The sequence below is a fragment of the Saccharicrinis carchari genome (assembly GCF_900182605.1).
In the GTDB taxonomy this organism is placed as follows: domain Bacteria; phylum Bacteroidota; class Bacteroidia; order Bacteroidales; family Marinilabiliaceae; genus Saccharicrinis; species Saccharicrinis carchari.
In genome coordinates, this window is record NZ_FXTB01000005.1 from 265,592 (window position 1) to 291,155 (window position 25,564).

The 25,564-nt window shown below is 41.9% G+C and carries 17 protein-coding genes; 14 read left to right on the top strand and 3 right to left on the bottom strand.

All coding sequences use genetic code 11. The annotated features are described in order from the left end of the window. The first annotated feature begins 3 nt into the window (after positions 1-3). The 9 genes from scpA to FN809_RS11590 all read left to right on the top strand — a co-directional run bounded on the left by scpA (position 4) and on the right by FN809_RS11590 (position 15,183). The gene (gene scpA, locus FN809_RS11550) at positions 4-2,163 is read left to right on the top strand and encodes a methylmalonyl-CoA mutase (protein WP_142533673.1); all 2,160 of its coding nucleotides are present in this window, start codon (positions 4-6) and stop codon (positions 2,161-2,163) included. 776 nt (positions 2,164-2,939) lie between these two features. Next, positions 2,940-6,680 (top strand): methionine synthase, encoded by a 3,741-nt coding sequence (gene metH / locus FN809_RS11555; protein WP_142533674.1) that lies wholly within the window; start codon positions 2,940-2,942, stop codon positions 6,678-6,680. Between the two features lie 420 nt (positions 6,681-7,100). Continuing rightward, on the top strand, positions 7,101-8,054 hold the full coding sequence (locus FN809_RS11560; protein WP_142533675.1) for a methylenetetrahydrofolate reductase: 954 nt from the start codon (positions 7,101-7,103) through the stop codon (positions 8,052-8,054). A gap of 392 nt (positions 8,055-8,446) precedes the next feature. Further along, a complete protein-coding gene (locus FN809_RS11565; protein WP_142533676.1) occupies positions 8,447-9,817 on the top strand; it encodes an NAD-dependent succinate-semialdehyde dehydrogenase in 1,371 nt (456 codons plus the stop codon). Positions 9,818-9,822: 5 nt separating this feature from the next. Then, complete coding sequence (locus tag FN809_RS11570) at positions 9,823-10,272, top strand: regulatory protein RecX (protein ID WP_142533677.1); 450 nt, start codon at positions 9,823-9,825, stop codon at positions 10,270-10,272. 26 nt (positions 10,273-10,298) lie between these two features. After that, complete coding sequence (locus tag FN809_RS11575) at positions 10,299-11,711, top strand: LPP20 family lipoprotein (RefSeq protein ID WP_142533678.1); 1,413 nt, start codon at positions 10,299-10,301, stop codon at positions 11,709-11,711. A gap of 335 nt (positions 11,712-12,046) precedes the next feature. Next, positions 12,047-12,613, top strand: a complete 567-nt coding sequence (locus FN809_RS11580) for an RNA polymerase sigma-70 factor (RefSeq protein WP_142533679.1) — start codon at positions 12,047-12,049, stop codon at positions 12,611-12,613. Between the two features lie 6 nt (positions 12,614-12,619). Beyond that, a complete protein-coding gene (locus FN809_RS11585) occupies positions 12,620-13,588 on the top strand; it encodes a FecR family protein (RefSeq protein ID WP_142533680.1) in 969 nt (322 codons plus the stop codon). Between the two features lie 53 nt (positions 13,589-13,641). Then, on the top strand, positions 13,642-15,183 hold the full coding sequence (locus FN809_RS11590; protein ID WP_142533681.1) for a carboxypeptidase-like regulatory domain-containing protein: 1,542 nt from the start codon (positions 13,642-13,644) through the stop codon (positions 15,181-15,183). 43 nt (positions 15,184-15,226) lie between these two features. Here FN809_RS11590 and FN809_RS11595 read toward each other — a convergent pair whose 3' ends face one another. Further along, positions 15,227-15,466 carry an acyl carrier protein gene (locus tag FN809_RS11595; protein WP_142533682.1) on the bottom strand — a complete coding sequence of 80 codons (240 nt, stop codon included), beginning with the start codon at positions 15,464-15,466 and terminating at the stop codon, positions 15,227-15,229. Between the two features lie 266 nt (positions 15,467-15,732). Here FN809_RS11595 and FN809_RS11600 point away from each other — a divergent pair, with 266 nt between their 5' ends. The 5 genes from FN809_RS11600 (at position 15,733) to FN809_RS11620 (ending at position 23,532) form a co-directional block, all read left to right on the top strand. Continuing rightward, complete coding sequence (locus FN809_RS11600) at positions 15,733-16,314, top strand: DUF4494 domain-containing protein (RefSeq protein WP_142533683.1); 582 nt, start codon at positions 15,733-15,735, stop codon at positions 16,312-16,314. Between the two features lie 607 nt (positions 16,315-16,921). Further along, a complete protein-coding gene (locus FN809_RS11605; protein WP_142533684.1) occupies positions 16,922-20,392 on the top strand; it encodes a hypothetical protein in 3,471 nt (1,156 codons plus the stop codon). A gap of 149 nt (positions 20,393-20,541) precedes the next feature. Next, positions 20,542-21,654: a lactonase family protein gene (locus tag FN809_RS11610; RefSeq protein ID WP_142533685.1), complete on the top strand. Its 1,113-nt coding sequence runs from the start codon at positions 20,542-20,544 to the stop codon at positions 21,652-21,654. Between the two features lie 25 nt (positions 21,655-21,679). Next, positions 21,680-21,907 carry an Imm17 family immunity protein gene (locus tag FN809_RS11615; protein ID WP_142533686.1) on the top strand — a complete coding sequence of 76 codons (228 nt, stop codon included), beginning with the start codon at positions 21,680-21,682 and terminating at the stop codon, positions 21,905-21,907. Between the two features lie 503 nt (positions 21,908-22,410). Continuing rightward, positions 22,411-23,532: a GNAT family N-acetyltransferase gene (locus FN809_RS11620; protein WP_142533687.1), complete on the top strand. Its 1,122-nt coding sequence runs from the start codon at positions 22,411-22,413 to the stop codon at positions 23,530-23,532. Between the two features lie 186 nt (positions 23,533-23,718). Here FN809_RS11620 and rpe read toward each other — a convergent pair whose 3' ends face one another. Together rpe and FN809_RS11630 are read right to left on the bottom strand one after the other, a co-directional pair. Beyond that, positions 23,719-24,381, bottom strand: a complete 663-nt coding sequence (gene rpe / locus FN809_RS11625; RefSeq protein WP_142533688.1) for a ribulose-phosphate 3-epimerase — start codon at positions 24,379-24,381, stop codon at positions 23,719-23,721. Between the two features lie 149 nt (positions 24,382-24,530). Beyond that, positions 24,531-25,394 carry a sigma-70 family RNA polymerase sigma factor gene (locus tag FN809_RS11630; RefSeq protein WP_142533689.1) on the bottom strand — a complete coding sequence of 288 codons (864 nt, stop codon included), beginning with the start codon at positions 25,392-25,394 and terminating at the stop codon, positions 24,531-24,533. Between the last annotated feature and the right edge of the window lie 170 nt (positions 25,395-25,564).

The window sequence follows — 25,564 nt, forward strand, 5'->3', positions numbered from 1 at the left end:
AAAATGGCAAGACCAAATTTTAAAAATATAGATTTCAAAAAGAGTTCTCCCTGTGGCGGTGTTAGCGCTAAAGAATGGGAGAAGAAACATGGGATAAAAAAAGATTGGGTGACCCCCGAGCGTATCCCTGTAAAAAGTGTATACAGCAAAGAGGATCTGGAAGGGATGGAACACCTGAATTATGCTGCCGGTCTTCCACCGTTTTTACGCGGTCCGTACTCGGCCATGTACGCCATGCGTCCATGGACAGTACGTCAGTATGCCGGTTTCTCTACAGCCGAGGAATCTAATGCCTTTTACAAAAGAAACCTGGCGGCAGGACAAAAAGGATTATCCGTAGCCTTTGACCTGGCTACCCACCGCGGTTACGACTCGGATCACGAGCGTGTAGTGGGCGATGTAGGTAAAGCCGGTGTAGCCATCGACTCCATCAAAGATATGCGCATACTTTTCGATGGTATTCCCTTGAATAAAATGTCGGTATCCATGACTATGAATGGCGCCGTTCTTCCGGTATTGGCATTTTACATTGTAGCCGGATTAGAGCAAGGAGCAAAATTAGAAGAGCTTTCCGGTACTATTCAAAATGATATCCTCAAAGAATTTATGGTGCGTAACACATATATCTACCCACCTAACTTCTCAATGAAGATTATTGCGGATATTTTTGAGTACACCAGTCAAAAAATGCCCAAGTTTAACTCTATCTCTATATCCGGTTATCATATGCAAGAAGCTGGTGCAACCGCAGATATTGAGTTAGCCTATACTTTGGCCGACGGATTGGAGTATTTACGTGCCGGTGTGGATGCAGGTATGGACATCGACTCCTTTGCACCGCGCTTATCGTTTTTCTGGGCTATCGGTATGAACCATTTTATGGAGATTGCCAAAATGCGTGCCGGACGTATGCTATGGGCAAAGATTGTAAAAAAGTTCAACCCGAAGAATCCAAAATCGCTGGCCTTACGTACCCACTCACAAACATCGGGATGGTCGCTTACCGAGCAGGATCCTTTTAACAACGTGGGACGTACTTGTATCGAAGCCATGGCTTCTGCACTAGGGCACACGCAATCGTTGCACACCAATGCCTTGGATGAGGCCATTGCCCTGCCAACCGATTTCTCGGCCCGTATCGCCCGTAATACGCAAATATACATCCAGGACGAAACACAAATTACTAAAGCAGTTGACCCATGGGCCGGCTCGTACTACGTGGAGTCGCTAACCAATGACCTGGTAGAAAAAGCGTGGGCGCTGATAGAAGAGGTAGAAGAACTGGGTGGTATGGCCAAAGCCATTGAGAGTGGTGTGCCAAAAATGCGTATCGAAGAGGCTGCTGCACGTGCACAGGCCAAAATTGACGCCGGTACACAAACCATTGTGGGAACTAACAAGTATCGTCTGGAAAAAGAAGACCCCATCGATATTTTGGATATTGACAATACAGCGGTACGTCTTTCGCAAATTGAGCGCCTAAAACAATTGAAAGAAGAGCGTAACGAGGAGGAAGTACAAGCTGCTCTGGCCGCCATTACCAAGGCCGCCGAAACAGGAAAAGGCAACTTGCTTGAGCTGGCTGTTGATGCCGCTCAAAAGAATGCTTCCCTGGGTGAGATTTCTGATGCATGTGAAAAAGTAGCAGGTAGATATAAAGCAGTGATACGATCGATTAGTGGTGTTTATTCCAGCGAGGCTGGAAAAGACAGCGAGTTTGAAAAAGCTTGTGCATTGGCAAAACAATTTGCCGAAAAAGAAGGACGTCAGCCCCGTATTATGATTGCCAAAATGGGACAAGACGGTCACGACCGCGGTGCCAAAGTAGTTGCAACGGGATATGCCGACATAGGTTTTGATGTGGATATGGGACCATTGTTCCAAACACCTGCTGAGGCCGCCAAGCAAGCCGTTGAAAATGATGTTCACGTGTTTGGTGTTTCATCTTTGGCTGCCGGCCATAAAACGCTGGTTCCTCAGGTAATTGAAGAGCTTAAAAAACTCGGACGCGAGGATATCATGGTTATTTGTGGTGGTGTAATACCCGCGCAGGATTACCAATACTTGTATGATGCCGGTGCGGTGGCTATTTTCGGACCGGGTACATCCGTATCAAAAGCGGCCAGCGAAATATTGAATTTGTTGCTGCAGGCAGCGGAGTAAATATTCACCGAGGATTTTGCGTATTGCAAAATCCAGGTTGTCAAATAAAAAAAGCCATCAAGCAAATTGATGGCTTTTTTTATGCTGTGTAATGCAGGATAACAAACACTAAAAGCAGTGACGGAAGGCTGCGCAACTGCTCCATTGGGCACAACGGAACTACAAATCAACATTAGTTATGTGGCTAACGTAAGCGAAATGTACTTTTGCCGGCTCATTCAAATTATTATTGACTACATACATGTACCTCAATAGTAACCCTGCCTTAAAAGGCTTGTGGCAATAGACTTGGGCAACCCGAGGATAAATGGTGATTACCTGACGATTTACTTTTTAATTTTGAAACTTATTGTTGGCGCGAACGAATTAAAGCTGGCCTGAAAATCCGACCCTGTTATTGCGATTGCTAACCGCACTTTCCAAAAAAGTGAAAACATAGTCAATGCCGTACCGCTTAACGAAAAACGAATTGAAGAATCAAAAAGGCTGTTTTGTATATGTTCATAAAAGATGTTTTTGGAAAAAAAGGCAACAAAAGTAATAGGATAAGTATTGGCCACTTGTGCATGAAGTGGGCAGCTGTACCACGTATCGATTGATAGGCTGTGCTTTCGGTAGTATGCCTTCCATTGTATTCAGCAATAAATTATTACGTATAATTTACTACTTTTGCACCTCAAATATTTGGCCTTATGGAAGTAGAGGAGCTTACTTCTGTAAAGTTGGTGCAAACAATTACCCCCCTATGGGGTTAAAGTCTGAAAGCAAATACAGATATGGAGAGATCAAAAAAAATATATAAAGCCATTCAGGAACGTATTCTGATATTGGATGGCGCAATGGGCAGTCTGATTCAAACCTATAAACTTGAGGAGGAGGATTACCGAGGCGAGCGTTTTAAAGATTATCACAGATCTATTAAAGGCAATAATGATATATTGTGCATCACGCAACCGCAGATAATAAAAGAAATCCACGCCAAATACCTTGCAGCCGGTGCCGACATTATAGAAACCAATACCTTTAATGCCACCACCATTTCGCAGGCCGATTACGATATGCAAGATGCCGTTTGGGACATTAATTACCAGGCGGCAATGATTGCTCGCGAAGTAGCCGACGAATTCACTTTAAAAACACCCGAAAAACCCAGATTCGTCTGTGGTGCCATCGGCCCCTTAAACAAAGCTTTGTCCCTTTCGCCCGACGTGAATAATCCGGGATACCGATCCTCTACTTTCGACGAAGTTAAGGCGGCCTACAAGCAACAGGCAGAAGCACTGATTAAAGGGGGATGTGATTTGTTGATGATCGAAACCGTATTCGACACTCTAAACGCCAAGGCGGCTCTTATGGCCATCGACGAGGTGTTTGAAGAGTTGGCGTTAAAACTCCCGGTGATGGTTTCGGGCACCATAACCGATGCCAGTGGGAGAACCTTATCCGGACAAACCCTGCAGGCTTTTATCGATTCGGTGTCGCACATGGATATCCTGAGTATTGGACTGAACTGTTCGTTGGGAGCTGCCGAGCTGGCACCCTATGTAAACGAACTCTCAAAAAAAGCTCCATTTTACATTAGCACACATCCCAACGCCGGGTTACCTAACCAGTTTGGCGAGTACGACCAAACGCCCGAAGAAATGTCGGAGCTCATAAGTGGCTGGTTGAAAGAAGGCAAAGTAAATATTTTAGGTGGATGCTGCGGAACAACTCCGGAGCATATTGCCTTATTAGCTAAAGAGGCCGATAAGTACAAACCCCATCAAAAAGTAAAGCCGCCGGAGATTACCCACCTGAGTGGATTAGAATCGTTACAAATGCGTAAGGACAGCAATTTTATAAACATAGGTGAACGATGCAATGTGGCCGGTTCGCGCAAGTTTTTACGACTCATTAAGGAAAAAAAATACGAGGAGGCGGTTGAAATTGCCCGCCATCAGGTGGAGAACGGAGCTCAGATAATAGACGTGAACATGGATGATGCCATGCTGGACGCCAAGGAAGAGATGGTAACCTTCCTGAATATGATGATGTCGGATCCTGATGTGTCGCGCGTCCCCGTGATGGTCGATTCCTCCAAGTTTGAGGTAATTGAGGCCGGACTTAAATGCTTGCAAGGAAAGTCGATAGTAAACAGTATCAGCCTAAAGGAAGGCGAAGAGGAGTTTTTGGCACATGCCCGTATTGTAAAAAAATATGGTGCGGCAGTAGTGGTGATGGCCTTCGACGAAAAAGGACAGGCCGATACCGTTGCTCGACGTAAAGAAATTTGCCAACGCGCCTATAACTTACTTACCCAAAAAATAAATTTTCCCCCGCAGGATATAATATTCGACCCCAATGTGTTGGCCATAGCCACGGGCATTGAGGAACACAGTAATTATGCAGTGGATTTTATCGAAACCTGTAAATGGATAAAAGCCAACTTACCGCATGCACATATCAGCGGAGGAATCAGTAACCTGTCGTTTTCGTTTCGTGGTAACGATGTGGTGCGCGAGGCCATACACTCGGTATTTTTGTACCACGCCATAAAAGCAGGTCTCGATATGGGCATCGTGAACCCGGCCATGCTGCAGGTATACGATGATATACCCGGGGAATTATTTACCTATGTAAACGATGTGGTTTTCAACACCCGACCGGACGCTACGGATCGCCTGGTGGATTATGCCGAAACGATTAAGGGAGACCACAAAGCAGAGGCGGATCCCAAGCAGGCGGCATGGCGAGAGGGAACGCTCGAAGAAAGGCTCACCCATTGCCTGGTAAAAGGTATCAGCGACTTCCTGGATGTTGATATCGCAGAGGCACTGGCCAAATATCCTTCGGCTTTAGACATTATAGAGCAACCCTTGATGGACGGCATGAATGTGGTGGGCGATCTGTTTGGCGATGGTAAAATGTTTTTACCTCAAGTGGTTAAGACGGCTCGGGTAATGAAAAAAGCAGTAGCCATATTGCAGCCAATCATCGAAGAGGAAAAAGCCACCGGGGGTGGCGATTCTTCAAGCAATGGTAAAATATTAATGGCTACAGTTAAAGGCGATGTGCACGATATAGGCAAAAATATTGTGGGTGTAATTTTGGGTTGTAACAATTACGAGGTAATTGACATGGGAGTGATGGTGCCCACCGAAAAAATATTGAAGGAAGCCATTGCCCAAGAGGTAGATATTATCGGATTAAGCGGTTTGATAACCCCTTCGCTTGAAGAGATGGCTAATGTAGCCCGGGAAATGCAAAAGCAAAAATTTACTGTCCCCCTTTTGGTGGGTGGAGCCACCACGTCTAAAGTGCATACCGCGGTTAAAATTGAACCACAGTACAACCATCCGGTGATTCATGTGAAGGACGCCTCTAAGAGTGCACAGGTGGTGAGTGCCCTGCTATCGAAAACCGGCAAGGCTGCGTTTGTAAGTAAAACACACGAAGAATACGCCACGCTAAGAGATCGCAATGCCAATAAACGGAAGGTAACCATCGCTCCTATTGAAAAAGCCCGCGAAAACAGCTATGAAATAAAGTGGAGTCAGGATCAGATTAGCTCGCCCAATATGTTGGGCATAAAAGTATTTGAGGATTATGCCATTAGTGAAATAAGAAAATTTATCGACTGGACTTTCTTTTATCAGGCATGGAACCTAACGGGTAATTATGATGATATTGAAGAAGTAAAAACGGCCGGGCAAGAGGCCGAATGGCTCAAGAAGTATAAAACAGAGGGAGCGCGCGCCAAAGCCGAAGAAGCACTTAAACTGTGGCGTGATGCTGAAGCCATGCTCAACAAAATTGAGCGCGATAAAATGCTCACACCCAAAGCCGTGTTCGGCTTGTTCCCGGCCAACAGCCAGGGCGACGATGTGATTGTATATACCGATGAATCACGCACCAAGGTAAAAACCACGTTTCATCAAATGCGCGAACAGCAGGACAAGCCCGGCAAAAAGGCCTTTCATTCGCTGGCCGATTTTGTGGCGCCCGTTTCGTCAGGTGTAAAAGATTACATTGGGGGCTTTGCTGTTACCGCAGGAATAGGCATCGAAAAATGGGAGCAAGCTTACATGGACGATCACGATGATTTTAGTGCTATCCTGCTCAAGTCCCTGGCCGACAGACTCGCCGAAGCTTTTGCTGAATTAGTGCATTTTAGGGTGCGAAAAGAGTTTTGGGGCTATGCGCCCGATGAAGAGTTTAATACCGACAATTTTATTCGTGAGCGATATCGTGGTATTCGTCCGGCATTGGGTTATCCGGCCTGTCCCGACCACAGTGAAAAACGCCTATTGTTCGATATGATGGAGGTAGAAAAGAATGCAGGGATCACCTTAACAGAGCACTTTAGTATGTACCCCAACGCATCGGTCAGCGGACTTTATTTTGCACATCCCGAAGCCATGTATTTTGGTATTGGCAAAGTGGGCAAAGATCAAGTGCAGGATTTGGCTCAACGAAAAGGGATGAGTGTGGAGGAAGTAGAGAAATGGATACCCATCAATTTGGCGTATAAGTAGAGTGGTGGTTAGCTGATGGCCGATGGCCGTATTACTTAAGGACAAATAATACCCCATCCCCGCACCTACGGTCTGGTACTTCCCTTCCGAAATAAATTCGGAACAGGCTCTCCCCCAAAAAATGGGAGAGGGAAGAGCCGACTGTGCGAGAGGCTTTGCATAAGCTTATTTTATGCGCCATACAGCTCCACTCCTTTAATAGGAGAGCCCGTCCCGAACTCGTATTCGGGAGGTGGATGATATTGAGGTACGAAATATCATACGGGGTGGTTTTTAACCTTTCCCTTTTTTATAAATCATGATGTAAAGTAATAAGGAGAGCAAGTAGAAATTTTTTGGAATAAGATGTCAAAGAGTTTTTAGCATAACCGACAATCAACTTTAAAATAACTATTTCAACAACAAAAACACACATTTACAATGACCGCTGCAGAATTAGTTTTGAAAGATAAAGAAACCAAGTTTTCGTTTGAACTCTTACCGCCTTTAAAAGGTAATAATATCGACAGGGTATTCAGATCAATCGATATTTTAAAAGAATTTAATCCGCAATTTATCAACATCACATCGCATCGCGAGGAGTATGCCTTTGAAACTAACGGGCAGGGATATGTGGAGAAGAAGGTGATACGTAAGCGTCCGGGTACGGTAGCCGTGGCCGCCGCCATCCAAAATAAATACGGCATAAAGGTGATACCCCATATAATATCGCGGGGCTTTACAAAAACAGAAACAGAATATGCCCTTATCGACCTTAATTTTATGGGCATACACGATATTTTGGTGCTGCGGGGCGACGATACACATAAAGAAAAGTATCCGCCCAGACACGAAGAGTGTAATCAATATGCCATTGAACTGGCTCAGCAGGTAAATAATCTAAACAAAGGCATTTACCTTGATGGTACCAGCAACGAGCCCTTTGAAACTCCATTTGCTTATGGTGTGGCCGGCTATCCCGAAAAACATGAAGAAGCACCCAACATGGACTCCGACTTATTATATCTGAAAGCCAAAGTTGATGCCGGTGCCGAGTACGTAATGACACAAATGTTTTTCGATAACCAAAAGTATTACGACTTTGTAAAACGATGCCGTTCCATTGGAATTGAAGTGCCCATCATTCCGGGTATCAAACCCATTACCACAGCCAACCAGCTTAACGTTTTGCCTAAAATATTCAGCTGTGACATTCCGGAGGATTTTGCTCGCGAACTGCGTAAGTGTAAGGACAATGTTGAGGTGAAAAAAGTAAGTGTGGAGTGGACCATCCAACAAGCGCTGGACCTTAAAAAAAACGGGGTGCCCATTATTCATTTTTATACCATGATGGCCACCGAAAGCGTGAGGCAAGTGGCCGAGGCGGTATATTAAAAAGCAAGTATTATATTTATCATAGTTTAAAGATAAAGAGTAAACACAAGAGAGGCTAGCCCCAGGGTGGCGGCCTCTCTTGTGTTTTTAAGCCGTACATTTAAAACCCCAACTGTACTCCTAGCGAATATAAAGCACCGGGAAGCATTACCGAAACTTAGGTTCTCACCTATAGTATGCTGCCCAAGAATGGCTGGGTTTTGAAGTTAAAGTTCCCAATTATTGTAAACTTATTTTACTAACTTTATCGTATCATTTTAGTTGTATCAATTGGAAAATATCCGGAATAGCGTATCTTGGTTTAAGTACATAGCGGAAACCGCTGTTGCAGAAAAACATGGTACAACTGAAGTTGAATTGGGAGTATTATTGTACAAAAAACAAAGTCCGATATGGTACTAAAGTCCATAAATCCAGCCAACGGCGAACTGATTGGAGAATACACTGAATTTAACGCAGAACAGTTTGGTAATATCGTTGACAGAGTAAACCGCTCGTTTAAAACATGGAGCAAAACGGGTCTGCATCGACGCATCGACCATGTAAAAAATTTGGCCGACTTACTGAGTGTAAACAAGGAAAAGTTGGCCGCCATTATAACCAACGAAATGGGCAAAAATATTGCTGAAGCGCGTGCCGAAATAGACAAGTGCGCTTGGCTTTGCCATTATTATTGCGAAAATATCGATGATTTTCTGAAAGTTAAGCCAATACAAACGGATGCATCTGAATCTTATATTTCATTCAGGCCTTTAGGTGTTATCCTGGCTATCATGCCCTGGAACTTCCCGTTTTGGCAAGTATTTCGCTGTGCCATACCCACCCTGCTTGCCGGTAATACCATGCTACTTAAACATGCTTCTAATGTTTCGGCTTGTGCACTGGCCATTGAGGAACTGTTCCGCGAGGCAGATTTCCCCAATGATGTGTTTCGTACGGTGCTGGTATCGGGTCAAAAAGTAGAAAAAATGATTGCCCACAAAAGCATTGCGGCCGTTACCCTTACCGGAAGCGATAAAGCCGGCCGCTCCGTGGCGCAATCTGCCGGAAGTCACCTTAAAAAGTGTGTTTTAGAGCTGGGTGGAAGCGATCCATACATAATACTGGACGACGCCGATTTGGATTTGGCCGTGCAGACCTGCGTTAAAGGAAGGTTACTTAACGCCGGACAAAGCTGTATAGGTGCCAAGCGTTTTATCGCCACACCAAAGATATACGATCGTTTTAAAGCTGAGTTTGTACGTGAGATGAAGAAGGCCAGCATGGGCAACCCTTTTGACGAAAACAAGCAACTGGGGCCCTTGGCACGAAACGATATCCGCGAAGATTTGATTGCACAGGTGAATGAATCACTTAACATGGGTGCGCAACTTCTTTGTGGCGGGCTGGTGAATTACGACGACAAAGGTTTTTATTATCCGGCAACGGTATTGAGTAATGTGCAGCCCGGAATGCCGGCCTACCACCAAGAAATGTTCGGCCCAGTGGCAGCGCTCATCAAAGCTAAAGACGAAACCGATACCATTAAAATTGCCAACGACACCAGCTTTGGGCTGGGCGCTGCGGTATTTACTTCGGACATTGAAAAGGGCAGATACCTGGCCGAATTTGAACTGGAGGCAGGCTGCTGTTTTGTAAACGATTTTGTAAAATCGGATCCCCGTTTACCCTTCGGTGGCATAAAGGAAAGTGGTTATGGCCGCGAATTATCCATTTATGGAGCGCATGAGTTTATGAATATAAAAACGGTTTACATTAAATAAATAGAATGACTTTTGAACAGGCCTTGCTAAGAGCTTCGGATATTTGTGCGCGACAAGAAAAGTGTGTTTTCGATATCGAAAAAAAACTTAACAGCTGGAAGGTAGAAGAGCCGGTAGCTGCTAAGGTGATAGATCAATTAATTAAAGAAAAGTTTATCGATGAACAGCGTTATGTAAATCATTATGTGAGAGACAAATTTAGGTTTAATAGGTGGGGTAAGATAAAAATACGATACCAGCTAAAAGCGAAGTGCATAAGTGGGCAACAGGTAAATGAGGCATTGCAGCAGATAAGTGAGGATGAATATAAAGATGCTTTGGCGCAATTATTGAATAAAAAACGACGTAACTTAAAAGAAGACGATAAGTACAAAAAAAGAGCTTCGCTGATTAGGTATGCCGCATCACGAGGTTTTGAACCGGACTTAATCTATCAACTGATCGACAGTGAATAAATATTTAAAAGCAAAAGCCTTTGATTATGAGTGAATTTATACCTAAAAAAAATATAGCACAGCTCCTATTCTGCTTCATCTTACTACCGGCCATGCTGTCTGTCTCCTCCGCCGAAGCAAAAAGAAAACCTTCCTGGGTAAAGCAACGTCCATCCGATGCACAATATTACATTGGCAGAGCCATGATAAAAAAGGGGGACGGAAACATCAACTATCGCACAGATGCAAGGAACAATGCCCTTAAAGAAATGAGCTCCGAAATCAAGGTAAATATCTCATCCAACTCAATCCTGCGCCAGTTCGAGAATAACTATCAGGTAAGGGAGGAGTTTGAGGCCAGCACGCATCAATCGGTACAAGCTACCCTCGAGGGTTACGAGGTATTGAGCTGGGAAAACAAAAAAGAGTATTGGGTGATGGTGCGCCTGAACAAGGACAGTTATGCCCTGCGTCAAAAACAGAAGCTGGATTACGCAAAAAAGATGTGTGCAACCTACTATTACGAGGGTCAAAAAGCAGTGGAACAAGGAGATATATACGAGGGGTTGCTGTTTTATACCAAGGCCATTAAAGCCATAAAACGGCATACCAACGACGACTTAAGTTACCGCGATATAGAAGGTAGTTTAAATTTAGGATCTGATATTTTTAGTGCCGTACAAAATGCTTTCGGTAAAATAATGCTCGAAACCGATCAGCCCATTTATACCTTACAATTTAGCAAGGAGATGAAGTTGCCCTTAACCGTAAAAGCGAGCTATTACGATGAATGGGGCAATAAACAGGCGCTGTCCAATTTGCCTCTGCGCTACATTTTTACCAAAGGCGAGGGCGAAATTACTCCTGTAGGTACCACCAATTTGTCGGGACAGTCTACTTGCGACATTACCCGTTTGATATCTAAACGAAAAAGTCAGCAAATTAAGGCCGAGTTCGATTTAGATAGCTTTTTAGAAAAAGAGACCGAGGAAGACAAGGTTTTGTTGAGGGCTTTTTTTCACGATGAGTATTTGCCCGTGGCATTTTTTAATATCGAGGTACAAAAATCATCGGCTTTTCTAATCATCAGCGAAGTAGTTTTTGGCACAAAGCCTGCCAACACCATATTTGCCAATATGATACGGGCCGAACTTGGTCAGAGCTATTTTAATCTTACCGACCAAAAAGATAGCGCCGACTTTGTAGTGACCATAGATGCCGACTTTAAAAATGGCGGAGAACGGAAGGGTAGTGGCTATTCCGTATTTGTAGTTTTTGCCGACTTCCACATGAGGATTACCGACAATAAATCGAATATGGAAATATTTGCCGATGGCTTTAACGGCTTAAGAGGCATGCAGCCGGGTAATGTTGAGTACGCCCTAAAAAACGTACGCCAAAAAGCCCGGCAAAAAATTATTGCCGAAATATTTCCCAAAATGGAAAAAGTGAATCTGTAGGGATTTTAGTTCAAAACTAAAATTCAGAATTAAAAATTGAAGATAGGCATTTTAAGTGGAAAGCTTTGGACGGGTAAAGTTATTGCTGCAGATATTTAAAGCTTTGATATTCCTATGTTACTTTCCCGGCTCACCAGGTTACAGGATGAGTTGATATGTGTTTTAAAATGGTGCTGGAGAGGAAGCAAGGTTATTCCACCCTGTATAACGATTACTAAGCATCATCCCACGGCGTACCCCCTACTGCACCTTGATTCTCCTCCGTAATTTTTTACTTTTTTGGATAAGGGTAAAAAGGTATCTATCTTGTCTTATTAACAAACGCGTAAATATGCATGCACCAAAATGAGGATAAAAATATAGATGCAGTACTTTTTGAGCAGATAAAAAAAGGCAACAAATTGTCATTCGAAAAATTGTTCAGGAAGTACTATGTGCATCTTACAGCTTTTGCCCATTCCTATTTGCACGATACTGATATGTCAGAAAGTATAGTGCAAAGCGTTTTTGTAAAGCTGTGGGAAAAAAGGGAACAATACCAAATAACATCGTTACAATCGTATCTGATGATAGCGGTACGGAATAGCTGCCATAACGAATTAAAGCGACAAAAACGTAATCGGGATTTTACACTATCCGACGAGTCGGCATATCCGTTAGAAACAGTGCACCATCCCGATTCTGGTGCTATGCAGCAAATAAATAAGGCGATAGAGCAGTTACCCGAACAGCGCAAAAAAATATTCAAGCTCAACCGGGTGGATGGCCTAAAATATAGAGAAATAGCAGAACAATTGAATCTTTCGCAAAAAACCGTGGAAGCACAAATGGCTAAGGCATTAAAATTTTTAAGAGAAAAGCTTTTAGAGTTAAAAAAGCAAGTGTATCATATTTTGATATAAAAAGTGATGAGCAAAATAAACACAAGTATGGATTGGGAGTTGGCCGCACGGATTTTTTCCGGCGAAGCATCCAAAGCCGAACGCAACAATTTTAAGGAGTGGTTAAAGCATGAAGAAAACCTAGCCGAGTGGAACGATATATGTAAAAATATGAGCGAGGTGGAATTTGCACTGCTATCCCAAAAGATTGATGTGGAGCAAGCCTGGTACAATGTAAAACAAAAAACAAAGCTACCTGATAATCGCAGCATCCGCATTTGGCGTACCGGCATAGTGGCTGCGGCCGCATCCGTTATTATAGCAGTAATCATGTTCTTAAACCCTTCCGATAAAACAACTGCGCCGGCAAATTTTGCACTTTCGCAAACCAGCGACAGCATACAACAAGTTGGGCTCGACGATGGTTCCCGGATAGATCTTAACCGGAACAGTAGTATTCAATACCCATCCCTTTTTGCCAAAGATAAAAGATATGTAACCCTAAGCGGTGAAGCCTTCTTCGATATTGCAGCCGACCGAAACCGTCCTTTTATTATCAATACACAACAAATTAAAATAAGCGTTGTGGGTACAGCGTTTAACGTAAAGGCGCTGCCTAATGCCAGCTTAAACGAAGTATGCGTGCGCGAGGGTAAGGTGCTGGTCTCCTCTCTGCTCCATCCGCACAATAGTGTAGAGCTAGCGGCCGGCGACAAAGCCATTTTTAATATGGCCGATAATTCATTAACAAAAATGAAACTAACCAACAATAATTATATAGCCTGGAAAACCAGGGAAATTACCTTTAAAAATGAAAAGCTGATTGACGCCATAACCCTTATTGAAGAGGTATATAATGTAAGCGTTATAGTTCCGGAAAAATTTGAGATGGGAAATAAAAAAATAACGGCTACCTTCGATAAATATACGATAGATCATATAATGCGTGTATTCGGTGGAATATACGGAGATGATTTTGAATATCGGCACAATTAATTTTTATTGCTATTTTTATTGCAAATACATTCAATACGCACAACCATGACTGCATGATAGCCCCGTTAAAACTTATACTTATTATTGCAATAGTCTTTGCACACAGTTGTACTTACGCGCAGGATAAGCCGGGGGATAAAGATGAACATGTACTGGATGAAAAAATTGAGCTTAATTATAAGTCGATAAAAATTGAGGCGCTCTTAGATTCGCTCCACCATCTGTATAATTATGACTTTTCGTACGATCCTTCAAACCTGCCGGTCGACTCGCTTGTGCAAGCTATCTATCAGCGCCAAAGCCTATACCATATTTTAAGCGAATTATTCAGGCATTACAGTCTCACTTTTAGCAGTGTTCGAAGGCAAATAATGATTGCCCATCACTCACCCAATGCCGCACTCCTTGATTATGTTTCCATAAGCGGTACAGTGGTTTCTGCAGACAACAACCAGCCAATACCCTTTGTTAATATTGCCGTAAAAGGTCAGCCCTTAGGTACTACCAGCAACACAGAAGGTGATTTTACCTTCCTGGTACCCCGTAAATATGTGGGGCAGCAAGTAATACTCTCGTCCATTGCTTATCGTAACGATAGTGTGCCCATCCCCCAAAGCGACACCGCAATTATTGTATCGTTACAGCCGCAAACCATTGAGCTAAAGGAAATAAAAGTGGTGTTGTTGTCTCCTTACGAAATTGTGAAACGTATAATAGAAAACCGGGAACGTAATTATTTTACCAATCCCGTACTACTTACAGCCTTTTTTCGCGAATCGATAAAGCAAGATGGTAAATACATTGAAGTTTCGGAGGCAGCCATAGAGATTTTTAAAAGCTCCTATCTGCACACCCACGATAATGAAGAGGCTCGTTTTATAAAAGGGCGAAAAAAAGTAGAAGACAAAAAAGTAGCTGTGGCCCGTTTAAAGCTGGCTGGAGGGCCTGCCCTGTTTTCCACTGTTGATGTTGCCAAGCACCTTGATTTTATAGGAGGGCAAAATGCACATAACTATACCTACACCTACCAGGGACAGGATATTGTGAATGATAGAGTAGTATATAAAATAGGCTTTACACCCGTTTCAGAATTAAATGGTATTTATTATGAGGGGGAGCTATCTGTTGATATGGCAACCTTTGCGCTCCTGCGTGCCGAGTTTGGTATGACCAAAAAAACACTACGTAACAGCAATAAATATTTAATACGTAAAAATGCCAAAAAAGTAAAGTCAACCCCGGTTTACACTCGTTACATCGTAGATTACAGACCCTACAAAGACAAGTGGATGCTGAACAGTGTAAGGGGCGACCTGATTATTAATATGCAGGACAAACGTAATAAAATCAAATCGGTGTACGAGATTACATCCGATATGCTTATCACTAATGCACGACCCAGCCAGGGAAAGCGCATCCGATATTCAGAAGCATTTAAAACCAAGTATGTGCTGGCCGATAAAATTGTGGATTACGATCCCGACTTTTGGCAGAACTATAATGTTATCCGACCCGAAGAAGAACTGGAAAATATTTTTAAGCAGGCAGCGGTAGAAATAAACGTGGTGCCAAGCACAAAAAAAACCAAGTACTAAAGCTTGGTTTCCTGTTATATTTAATCTGACATTACAAACTGTATCAGGCACAATGTTTTTGAAGAAATTCAATGGTGGAACCCACGGAATATAGCTTGGCTAATTCTGAGTTCTCAATCTCTACCTCAAACTTTGTCTCCAAAAAAAACAAAAAACATGTCAGATCGAGATCATCCTTTAAAAGTTCTTCTTGCAGGGCGGCATCCTCAATAATCAAATCCCGTGGCACACCTGTTTTGCGTAAAACCTTATATAAATTCCTTCTAATTCTTTCCTGTTTCATGACCTTAAAATTTCTGCTGTTAATTTCATTTGTATATAGGACAACCCATCAGGAGATCACACGTATATAAAAAGTGAATTTTCTCATAAAAAATTCGATTGAATACATAGTGTTCGATCTAATGTTCTCATTAAGTGTTTCTTGTGAAATAATGTGAAGAATGATTTCGGAAATAATTTATTGTTTGAACAACACTGCTATCTTTGCCCAAACAGTAATTAGAGTTTTTTAAAATACGAACTAAGCATTAAAAAAAAGCAATAAAAATGAATACATGGTTTGAGTGTAAAGTAAAGTACGAAAAAATAGATGAACAAACGGGCAAACAAAAAAAAGTAAACCTGCCTTATCTTATTGATGCCGTTTCGTATACCGAAGCTGAGAGCAGGATACATGCCGAAATGGAGCAGTATGTAAGTGGTGAGTTTTCTGTTCCGTCGATTAAAAAAGCCAATTATACCGATCTGTTTTTTTACGACGACGGCGACAAGTGGTACAAATGCAAAATAATGTTTGTAAGCATTGATGAAGAGGCGGGTAAAGAGAAGAAAGTAGCCAACCAAATGCTGGTGCTGGCATCCGATTTAAAAGAAGCTTACGACAGAATAAACCAATCGATGAGTGGTATGACCGTGGATTACGACATAGTAGCCATTATCGAGAGCAACATCGCCGATGTGTTCCCTTATTTTAAGGATGAAGTAAACGAGCCTATCCCCGATAAGCTGCGTCCCCTCACCGATGAGGAAAGACAACAAAAAAATCAATCAGATCATCAAAAGGAAGATTACCAAGCAGAAGAGGACGAAACAGAAGTGAAAGACAAAGTTGAAGATACCATTGCATAACAATATAGGGGAACGGTTTTTTTATTGGTACAATTTATAAGAGAACCGTTCCCTTATAGCACGCGTGGGTTTAAACAAATATTATACATTCCTAATCAGCAAAAAATGGGGCCGCTGACATATTAAAGCTAAAATTAAGAGGAGTGTAAACTGAACGCTGTCCGATGTTTATTTTACGTTTCAAATTAACTCATATTTTTTCTTTAACGCTTTACTCCCTGTGCGTTTTGCGCAGCACGACGTTCCGACATCAGTTTATTCAAATCTCTTCTTTTGGCTTTTCGTAAAGTCATAATTTTACCGTACTTTTACTGTTACCCTTTGATGTTATCAAGCATGTGTCGGCATAAAATTGTAGTTAAGTAAACCATTAAAAGCGAAACCAATACTTCAATTCGATTTACAAATCAAAAAGAGAAATTCCCCGTTTTCATGTTTAATGGTTTTGAATAATGGGATTAATGTTTCAATTTATAATGAATTCACCTTGTTTATTAATCAAATTATAAGCAATTAAGGATTATTAAATATTTAAATGAAGAAAAATATCTTTAATTGATTATTTTTGACACTTGCAATTACGAAGACTAATAAAATTTAGATAATAATGAAAGACGAAGTATTTAAATCGATACCTACTAAAAGGGATCGTAAGGATATGATTCAATACATCAACCTTCAATTAGCAGCCTTGGGGCAGCCACTGTTTTATGACGAAACAGATGCTCAAAAGAAGCTTTCTAATGCCAAGTTTCTGAATCTGACCGAAGGGCTTATCAGTAGTTTCAGGGAAAAATCAAGGTTGCTCAGCGACCATTTATCGCCGGCAGATACCAGGATACAAAACTTTATTGATGATTACTTGAAGGATGTAAAAATTGATAAATCATTACGCATCCCCAACGATACCCTGGTGCTGAACCAAAAAGGGCTGGCGCGTGAAATAAGCCTGCCTCCCAACGGCGATACTTTTAAAAGCGAGTTAATAACCTCTTACAGGGTTAAGCAAGGCGTGTTACATAATCCGGTCAGTGATAAAAGAACAACCAAGGGAACCTTTCATATTGTGGAAGGAGGACTGCCTGTGCCCCTGGACAAAAAAGAAGTGCCGAAACAAGCTTTTGCGCACCTGCTGAACTCGGCCTTTAACCCTTCCGACGAATACAAAACGCTGCCCTTCACCTCGGGCCAAAAGCAGCAGGCTAAAGTAATGTTATCGTTATTGCTGCGCCCTATTGTATGTCCTAAGGTAGAAGGATTTATTGATGAAAAAAGTCTGGAGGTACGTTTTTTTGCCCCGGGATCGTTGGCCAGTAACCTCGATTTTGTGGAAAATATTTTCGGTAATGCTGGGGATCATAATTTAGCCCAAAACGATGCGGCACTTGATATTGAGCACTGGACCGGACATACCGGGTGTATAGTGCTGGCCCCCCAACTAACACAACTCAAGAAAAAAGATATTGGATTACCTCACGTTTCTGAAGCCACCGAACGCCAGAAAAAAGATGGCATGTGTTGGGAAAAAGAAGATGAGCTGTACAACGATGGTGGAGCATTTAAAATAACCTGCCGCGACGAAAGAGGTGTGGTGATAACCTTAATTGCCGATAATTACTTTGGGTATTCCAAAAAGGAAATTAAAACGCAAATCAGCTATTCGGCCAACCTATACGGCCTGGTGGAAGAGGAGCATGCGGGTGGAGCCATAGCCTATCCTCGTGGTGTTATGGGTGAGAATGTATTTGGTCAAAATTTTTCTAAAAATTTTAATAACAAATACAGTTTTGCCGAGGCCATGAAGCTTTTAGGCGATAAGGCTACGGTGAAACCGGAAGGATATGCCATCGATAAAAAGTATACTAACATTGTATATATTCCGGAGTTTGCGAATATCGATATTCAAAAAAGTACGATAAGTTGGGATAACAAAGGTAATGCGTTTGCCCTGAAACTTTCGCCCGACAAAACCTATGTGATGCCTTCGGGCGATAAATTCCAGTTGGTTAAACATCCAACCCAAAAGTTATGGCGGATTATACATACCAATGCCGAAGGCATGTTTTGCCACAAGCCTTGTACTGTTTCGGGGGGTGGGAAGTCCGAAATTTCAAAGTCCCTCCAAAATGCCATCAAATATGGTATTTTTAACATCCAGAACCTGGAGGAGGATTTTAAACTGGCCGATGAAATCATTAATAAAGATTACTCTAACCGATGGAAAAATGTTCGTCCGGATGCAGATGAGTCGCGTCCTTTCCTAAGTACCAAGCGTACTCTGGGGTCGGCGGTGAAACTTCTTACTCCTTCGGATCAATATAGCGACGAGTACAACAAGTTTTTAGAAGAAATGCCGGAGCATATACGCACCCTGGTGCTGTTTATTAAGCGCCTGTACCGTCACGATACCGAAAAAGGCAACTGGAAAGAGTATATGACTACGGAAATAATTAACGGACGGGCCGGCACCACCTTGATGTATAAAAATCATCCGGTGATAGGCAGCTACGTGCGCATAGGTTTTAGCAAGGATCAAAACTGGTTGGTACATAAATTACGTTCCGATTTTGTGCCGAGTCATAAAATACAAATGGAAGACGACATTACTGCTTCCATAACCTTGCCGGCCACAAAAATTGAGTACCTGAACCCGGAGTACGATAATAAAAGTGTTAAGGTGGCCATGAACTGCGAAAGCTACTTATTCCAGCGTCCGGATGAGGCGATAATAAGAGGTTACGACATTGAGGCGGAAGCAGATATCGTTGAAAGTGGTACATTTCTTACCAACTACGAGCCCATGCGTAAAGCCGATGCCATTGAATTGATAGAAGATGCCATCCACTTTGACGAGTACACCCAACCGGTAAAGGATTTGATTACTAAGGTGGCCGAGTCCGGTCACGATCATTATTTTGTAACGCCATCGCACACACGCCTTGTGGATGGTGTACCAACAAAGAATCCGCGTTATCTGGAAAAGAACATCTACGCCAACGAAACGAAAGATAGTTACCTGGCCGAGGTAGGGGTTCGTTTACGCCGGAAGGTAAAGGCAGAAGATCCGGTAATAAATACGGTTAATGCGGTACTGCCGGGTCGAAGGAATAATCCTGCCGACAAAGCCAACGGTATTCGGGCACTAAGTGTGTATAATCCAATTCATTATCAGGAGCTGCCCGAGCTATTCATGGATTTTATTTGTAGTTTAACAGGTAAGTCGCCTTCTACAACCGGTGCCGGTTCGGAGGGAGCCTTAACCAAAGGGCCATTTAATATGTTGGCACCGACTACCGATTTAAACAATGCCCTTCTATCATACATTCTGACAGAATACCAGGGCTTTAGTTCGGCAGCCGGTTATATAGGGCAATCGCGCTTCGACCATGATATTAGTCTTTTGATACCGGAGATTTGGGCACGTTTGGTACCCGAAGATAGAAACGCTAAGTTGCTGATAGAAACCGGATGCCTCGAAAAAATGGAAGACTTTGAGTACCAGGGTAAAAAAGTGTTAGCCAGTAGGTTGGGGTACCGGATAACCAAAAAGTTTGCGTTTAGATGTATGAATCGTTTGTTCGACGAGCCACAGGCTGTATTTAACGAAGAGATGTTGAAACCTGAATTGCAGGGTATGGACGATTTTGCCGACGGTATAAACAATATTGTAGAAGCGCAGCAAAAAGTGGCCCTCGCGTACTTTGAAGACGGAAGTGTTGAGGCTGCCATACCACCATTAAAAATTCTGTTGCACATAATGGCCTACGGAAATTACGAGGGTAAAGACATTAGCGATCCCGAACTGCGTAAATATTTCGATCGTGATAACGTAATTAATAGCGATTGGTACAAGCAGAGGTTGAAGCTAAGGCAGAACAAAGAAATTGAATTGATATCCAATCAGTTGGTTTATCTTGAGGATTTTGCCGCTAAAGAAGAAAACGCCAGTCTTGTAGATAAAATGGACATCACCAAGAAGATGGCCACAGCTAAAAAAAGAATGGCATATGTTAAGTCGGATAAGTACTTGCAGGATTTAGTAGGTACTTTTGGATTGGATCCCTTGTTTAAGAAATAAACAACAGATAGTAGATTAACAGTAAAGGCAGTTTCGTGGAAGCTGCCTTTTTTGTTAAAATAAGTATTAAAAGCCTGAACTTCTTTCGTGTGTTTTTAGTAACTTCCGCCCTTATTGTTCATTCCAAGCTAAGTTTTAAATAATTCATTATGAATAAATTAGTGTTTTTTGTGTGCGCAGCTGTGGCTTTGTGTTCATGTAAGCATACTGCTGTTAATTCAAAGGTATTGATGTATGTAGGTGCTACAAGTAATGATTCCTTAAAAGGCATCGAATATTGTTATTTTGATACGGTAAGCGGACAGATAGGAGAGCTCGCGTTAGCCAGTCAAATGCTCAATCCCAATTTTTTGGAAGTAGATAGGCAAAACAACTTGTTATTCGCGGTAGGTCAATCGCAGGAGCCCCAGGCAAAGAGTTCGTTGCTTCGTTGTTATAAGGTAAATGATTCTAATGGTGCCATAACGCCAATAAGCGAAGCCCTTGTACCGGGACAAGGTTCTTGTTATGTAGCCTTGGATCAATCCCGGGAAAAAGTTATGGTTGCCAATTATAGCTCGGGCGATGTGTGTGTGTTCCATTTCTTAAACAATCAATTAAGCTACTTAAACTCGGTACAGCATTACGGCACCGGACCCGATAAAAGCCGTCAGGAAGCAGCTCACGCCCATTCAATAAATATAGATCCGGGTAGCGACCGGATATATTCTGCAGATTTGGGAGCGGATAAGCTGATGGTGTATACGATTACAGAAAATGGTTTAAAAACCCTGGATTCTGTATTATGCCGTCCGGGTGCGGGGCCACGCCATTTCGATTTTAGCCCCAATGGTAAAATATTGGCTGTTGTAAATGAGTTGGATTGCACCGTGAGTACCTTTGCAATAGATGATACGGGAGTGTATAAAGAAGCAATGCAAACCCTAAGCATGTTGCCAGACACATTTAGTGGCGTAGCCTACTGCGCCGATATACATTTTTCGCCCGATGGAAAATTTTTATACGCGTCAAACCGCGGTTTCGATTGTATAGCTGTTTTTGAAGTTAGTGGCACTCATCTGCAACGCGTGGAATTAATGACCGATGGAATAAAGTGGCCACGTAACTTTGCTATCGACCCTAGCGGCAACTTTGTGCTTGTAGCCAATCGCGATGCAAACAATATAACGGTTTATAAAAGGAACAAGAAAAACGGTAAGCTCACTAGGTTGCCACATACGGTCGAGACAGAACGACCGATTTGTATAAAATTTTTCAGTTAAATTACCCTTATAGAAAATTGACAGCATGGAGCAAAGTGTAGTTTTAAATGGACTTTTTTTATTTTTCGGATTAATTATTCTTATTGCCGCACTGTTTAATTGGCATTACTTTTTTAATCAGCGTAAAGCGCAATTTCTGGTAAAAGCATTAGGTATAAATGGAGCCCGCATTGTGTATGCCATACTGGGATTGTTTTTTGCGTTGTTGGGTGCCAATGAACTATTCAATTTAAACTTATTCCTTTTTAATTAATCGGATTTCGTTGATCGCACTTAAACTAATATGCAAGTAACAGGTAAGGGTATTTATTCGTTACCCATTATTTAAAGAGACATCAAGCAAAATGCAAGCTTTTGGAGAAACGAATAGGTGTATTAACTTTATAATTACATATTCAGCATAAGTCTATGAAACTACCAATAATACAAATAGGTAATTCAAAAGGTTTTAGGTAGATTGTCGCAACCTGAAATTGAAGAATTAAAATCAGTGATTAGGGAAACATTTGTTGAATGAACAAAAAAAACAAGGGGTAACAAAAGCTATACATAATGCGGGGTCGGTTGATAATATGAATGTTAAAACAGGCAATGAAGTTTAGTAATAAATTGAATGTGGGGGTATTCCTTAGGCTCGCACTACCCATAGCCCAACCGTTTCCACTATTTTTCCAGTCCAATTCGTGAATGTTTTCACGGGTCAATTAAAACAATGTATTTTTTACTTATTTTTACCGGCTAATTCAGGAGCATATAATGAGCGTTCAAATAGTAGAGGTTAAAAACACAAATCAAAGGAAAAAGTTTGTTGATTTTCCGTATAAATTGTATAAAAACAATACCTGTTGGGTGCCAGCCATGCGGGCGGATGAGTTGGGAGCCATATCGCCCGATAAAAATCCGGCTTATGATTTTTCAAAAGCAAAATTTTGGTTGGCGTATCAGGACGGACAAGTTGTAGGTAGGATAGGTGCCATAGTTAACGACTTATGGATAAGTAAGATAGGTAAAAAGATAGGCCGCATAACCCGCATGGAGTTTATAAACAACTTTGAGGTGGTAAAGCGGCTGTTTGAAACTGCTGAGTGCTGGCTAAAGGAGCAAGGCATGGTGGGTGCGATGGGACCCTTAGGTTTCTCTAATCTGGATCACTCCGGCCTGCTTATCGAAGGACACGAATACATTGCCGTAATGGCCAGCGACTATCATCATGCCTACTATCAAAGCCACATCGAAAAGCTGGGCTATACCAAGGAAACGGATTGGCTGGAATTTAGGATTACCTTCCCGGAGGCGCTGCCCGAAAAATCCCTGAAAATTTCGGAGATGATTAAGAAACGATACGGCCTTAAAATACTTAATTTTAACTCCAGGAACGAGTTAGAGCCTTATCGCGAACAGATATTTAAAGTGTTTAACGATGCCTTTGTGGGTTTATTTGGCACCTTTAGATTGCCCGATAGATTGGTGAAGTTTTATATCAACAAGTTTTTTCCGGCCTTAAACCCACGCTACGTTAAGGTAATGCTCGATAAGGAAGATGAGCTGGCGGGTTTTGTGGTAGCGCTGCCCTCTTTGTCCGTAGCATTGCAAAAAGCTAAAGGCAGATTACTGCCCTTTGGTTGGTGGCACTTAAAAAATGCTTTGGAAAAACCCAAGGAAATGGATTTGATGCTCACGGGTGTTAAGCCCGAACTACAAAAGATGGGTGGCGTATCGCTTTTGATGAATGAGTTATGGAAAACAGCCAATGACGAAGGAATCCGTTTTGTAGAAACCACTGGGATGCTCGAAGACAACAAGGTGGCCATACAGCTATGGAAATCATTCGATCATATTCAGCACAAACGCAAGCGATGTTATAAAAAGATGTTTTAAAAGATTGAAGGATAAAAATTAGAGGTTTGAAGATGAAAGCCAAAGATTTGTTGCCCAAGTGTTTGCTTTAAAAGTACGCGCCATTAAAAGCTATTCCGTCCGTACGGCAGTTGTCGGAGAGCTTGTAGTACAAACCAAGGATTCCTTCAACGCCATACAGTTACTATCGTTGTAAAAAATTACCACCTATACTTTGGCCGAGAAGTTTTTGAGCTTTCTAATCGCTTCAATGGGATCCGGGGCATTGAACACAGCACTTCCGGCAACTAATACATCGGCTCCCGCATTAACCAGTTGTTCTGCATTATGTGTATCAACGCCGCCATCCACCTGAATTAAAGCCGTACTACCCGATTTAGCTATCAGATTTTTCAGGTCGCTAATTTTTTTAAAGGTGTTGGGAATAAATTGCTGACCCCCAAAGCCCGGATTCACCGACATAAGTAATACCAAATCAAGCTCCGCAATAATTTCTTGCAATAAAAAAACGGGCGTGTGCGGATTTAACGTAACGCCTGCTTTCATACCTTCATTTTTGATTGCTTGTATAGTTCGGTGTAAATGATTACACGCTTCGTAGTGCACGTTAAGTAAATCGGCTCCTGCCTTTTTAAAATCAGAAATATATCTGTCCGGATCCACAATCATCAAGTGCACGTCAAATGGCTTTTTAACATGTGGTCGTAGGGATTTTAAAACTGGTAGTCCAAATGAAATATTGGGCACAAACATACCATCCATGATGTCCAAATGGAGCCAGTCGGCTTCACTTTGGTTAATAATTTTTATTTGCGATTCCATTTTACTAAAATCTGCGGCCAACAAGGAGGGTGCTAACAAGTGTTTCATGGTGATTTTTTATGGCAGTAAGTAATATTTTTTACACGTTGAATAGTGCGAAATTTTAAATTCAAAAACAAAAGTAACAAGGAATTAGTGAATAAAAAAGGGTTTTGATATTTGTCAAAACCCTAAAAGTAATATTTCTGCCGGTTGGTTTATCCTAAATACGAACGCAGTATTTTGCTGCGGTAGGCGTGCTTTAATCTTTTGATGGCTTTTTCTTTTATCTGCCTCACCCTTTCGCGGGTAAGATTAAAAAGATTACCTATTTCTTCGAGCGAATAAGGCGGTTCATCATTCAAACCATAATAAAGACGTATTATATCCGCTTCTCTGGCTGATAAAGTAGATAGAGAACGGTCTATTTCGCGTCGTAGCGAATCGGTGAGCAGTTTATTATCCGGACTTACGGTATCCGTGGGCAAAAGGGTATCATACATATTATTGTCCTCGTCCTTCCGCAAAGGGGCATCCATCGAAACGTGCTTGTTCATGGCTTTTAAAGATTCCTTAACCTCTTTAGGCGCCAAATTTAGTGTTTCTGCAATTTCATCTGCAGTAGGTTCACGTTGGTACTCTTGTTCGAGTATGGCAAAGGTGTTGTTTACCTTATTCATAGAGCCTATCTTATTCAAGGGTAGTCGTACTATCCTGGCTTGCTCGGCCAATGCCTGAAGTATAGATTGACGAATCCACCAAACGGCATACGAGATAAACTTAAATCCTCGTGTTTCGTCAAAGCGTTGTGCCGCTTTTATCAGTCCTAAATTACCCTCATTTATCAAATCGGGTAGGCTCAGACCTTGGTTTTGGTATTGTTTGGATACAGAAACAACAAAACGCAAATTAGCATTTATTAATCTTTCCAGTGCTACCTGGTCGCCTTCTTTTATTTTTTTGGCAAGCCTTACCTCCTCTTCTGAAGTAATCAGCTTTACTTTGCCTATTTCGTGCAGGTATTTGTCTAACGAAGGAGTTTCGCGATTGGTAACTTGCTTTGTAATTTTAAGTTGTCGCATGCTTAGCGGAAATTTGTATGTGTGTTGTATTGTAGTTATGTCTCGTAAATATAACAAAAAAAGTATGTGGGTGTTTATTACTTCTCATAAATATTTATTATACACTACTAAATTGTAACTACTAAAGCCTGTTTTTGTAGTATATAGTAGGGCTAATGAACAAAAAAGAT

Bases quoted from the DNA above. Each gene is read 5' to 3' on its own strand.
- FN809_RS11610 (WP_142533685.1), top strand. From the start codon at position 20,542: ATGAATAAATTAGTGTTTTTTGTGTGCGCAGCTGTGGCTTTGTGTTCA.
- FN809_RS11590 (WP_142533681.1), top strand. From the start codon at position 13,642: ATGATAGCCCCGTTAAAACTTATACTTATTATTGCAATAGTCTTTGCA.
- FN809_RS11580 (WP_142533679.1), top strand. From the start codon at position 12,047: ATGCACCAAAATGAGGATAAAAATATAGATGCAGTACTTTTTGAGCAG.
- FN809_RS11570 (WP_142533677.1), top strand. From the start codon at position 9,823: ATGACTTTTGAACAGGCCTTGCTAAGAGCTTCGGATATTTGTGCGCGA.
- FN809_RS11620 (WP_142533687.1), top strand. From the start codon at position 22,411: ATGAGCGTTCAAATAGTAGAGGTTAAAAACACAAATCAAAGGAAAAAG.
- FN809_RS11585 (WP_142533680.1), top strand. From the start codon at position 12,620: ATGAGCAAAATAAACACAAGTATGGATTGGGAGTTGGCCGCACGGATT.
- rpe (WP_142533688.1), bottom strand. From the start codon at position 24,381: ATGAAACACTTGTTAGCACCCTCCTTGTTGGCCGCAGATTTTAGTAAA.
- FN809_RS11560 (WP_142533675.1), top strand. From the start codon at position 7,101: ATGACCGCTGCAGAATTAGTTTTGAAAGATAAAGAAACCAAGTTTTCG.
- FN809_RS11630 (WP_142533689.1), bottom strand. From the start codon at position 25,394: ATGCGACAACTTAAAATTACAAAGCAAGTTACCAATCGCGAAACTCCT.
- FN809_RS11615 (WP_142533686.1), top strand. From the start codon at position 21,680: ATGGAGCAAAGTGTAGTTTTAAATGGACTTTTTTTATTTTTCGGATTA.
- FN809_RS11565 (WP_142533676.1), top strand. From the start codon at position 8,447: ATGGTACTAAAGTCCATAAATCCAGCCAACGGCGAACTGATTGGAGAA.
- FN809_RS11595 (WP_142533682.1), bottom strand. From the start codon at position 15,466: ATGAAACAGGAAAGAATTAGAAGGAATTTATATAAGGTTTTACGCAAA.
- scpA (WP_142533673.1), top strand. From the start codon at position 4: ATGGCAAGACCAAATTTTAAAAATATAGATTTCAAAAAGAGTTCTCCC.
- FN809_RS11605 (WP_142533684.1), top strand. From the start codon at position 16,922: ATGAAAGACGAAGTATTTAAATCGATACCTACTAAAAGGGATCGTAAG.
- metH (WP_142533674.1), top strand. From the start codon at position 2,940: ATGGAGAGATCAAAAAAAATATATAAAGCCATTCAGGAACGTATTCTG.
- FN809_RS11575 (WP_142533678.1), top strand. From the start codon at position 10,299: ATGAGTGAATTTATACCTAAAAAAAATATAGCACAGCTCCTATTCTGC.
- FN809_RS11600 (WP_142533683.1), top strand. From the start codon at position 15,733: ATGAATACATGGTTTGAGTGTAAAGTAAAGTACGAAAAAATAGATGAA.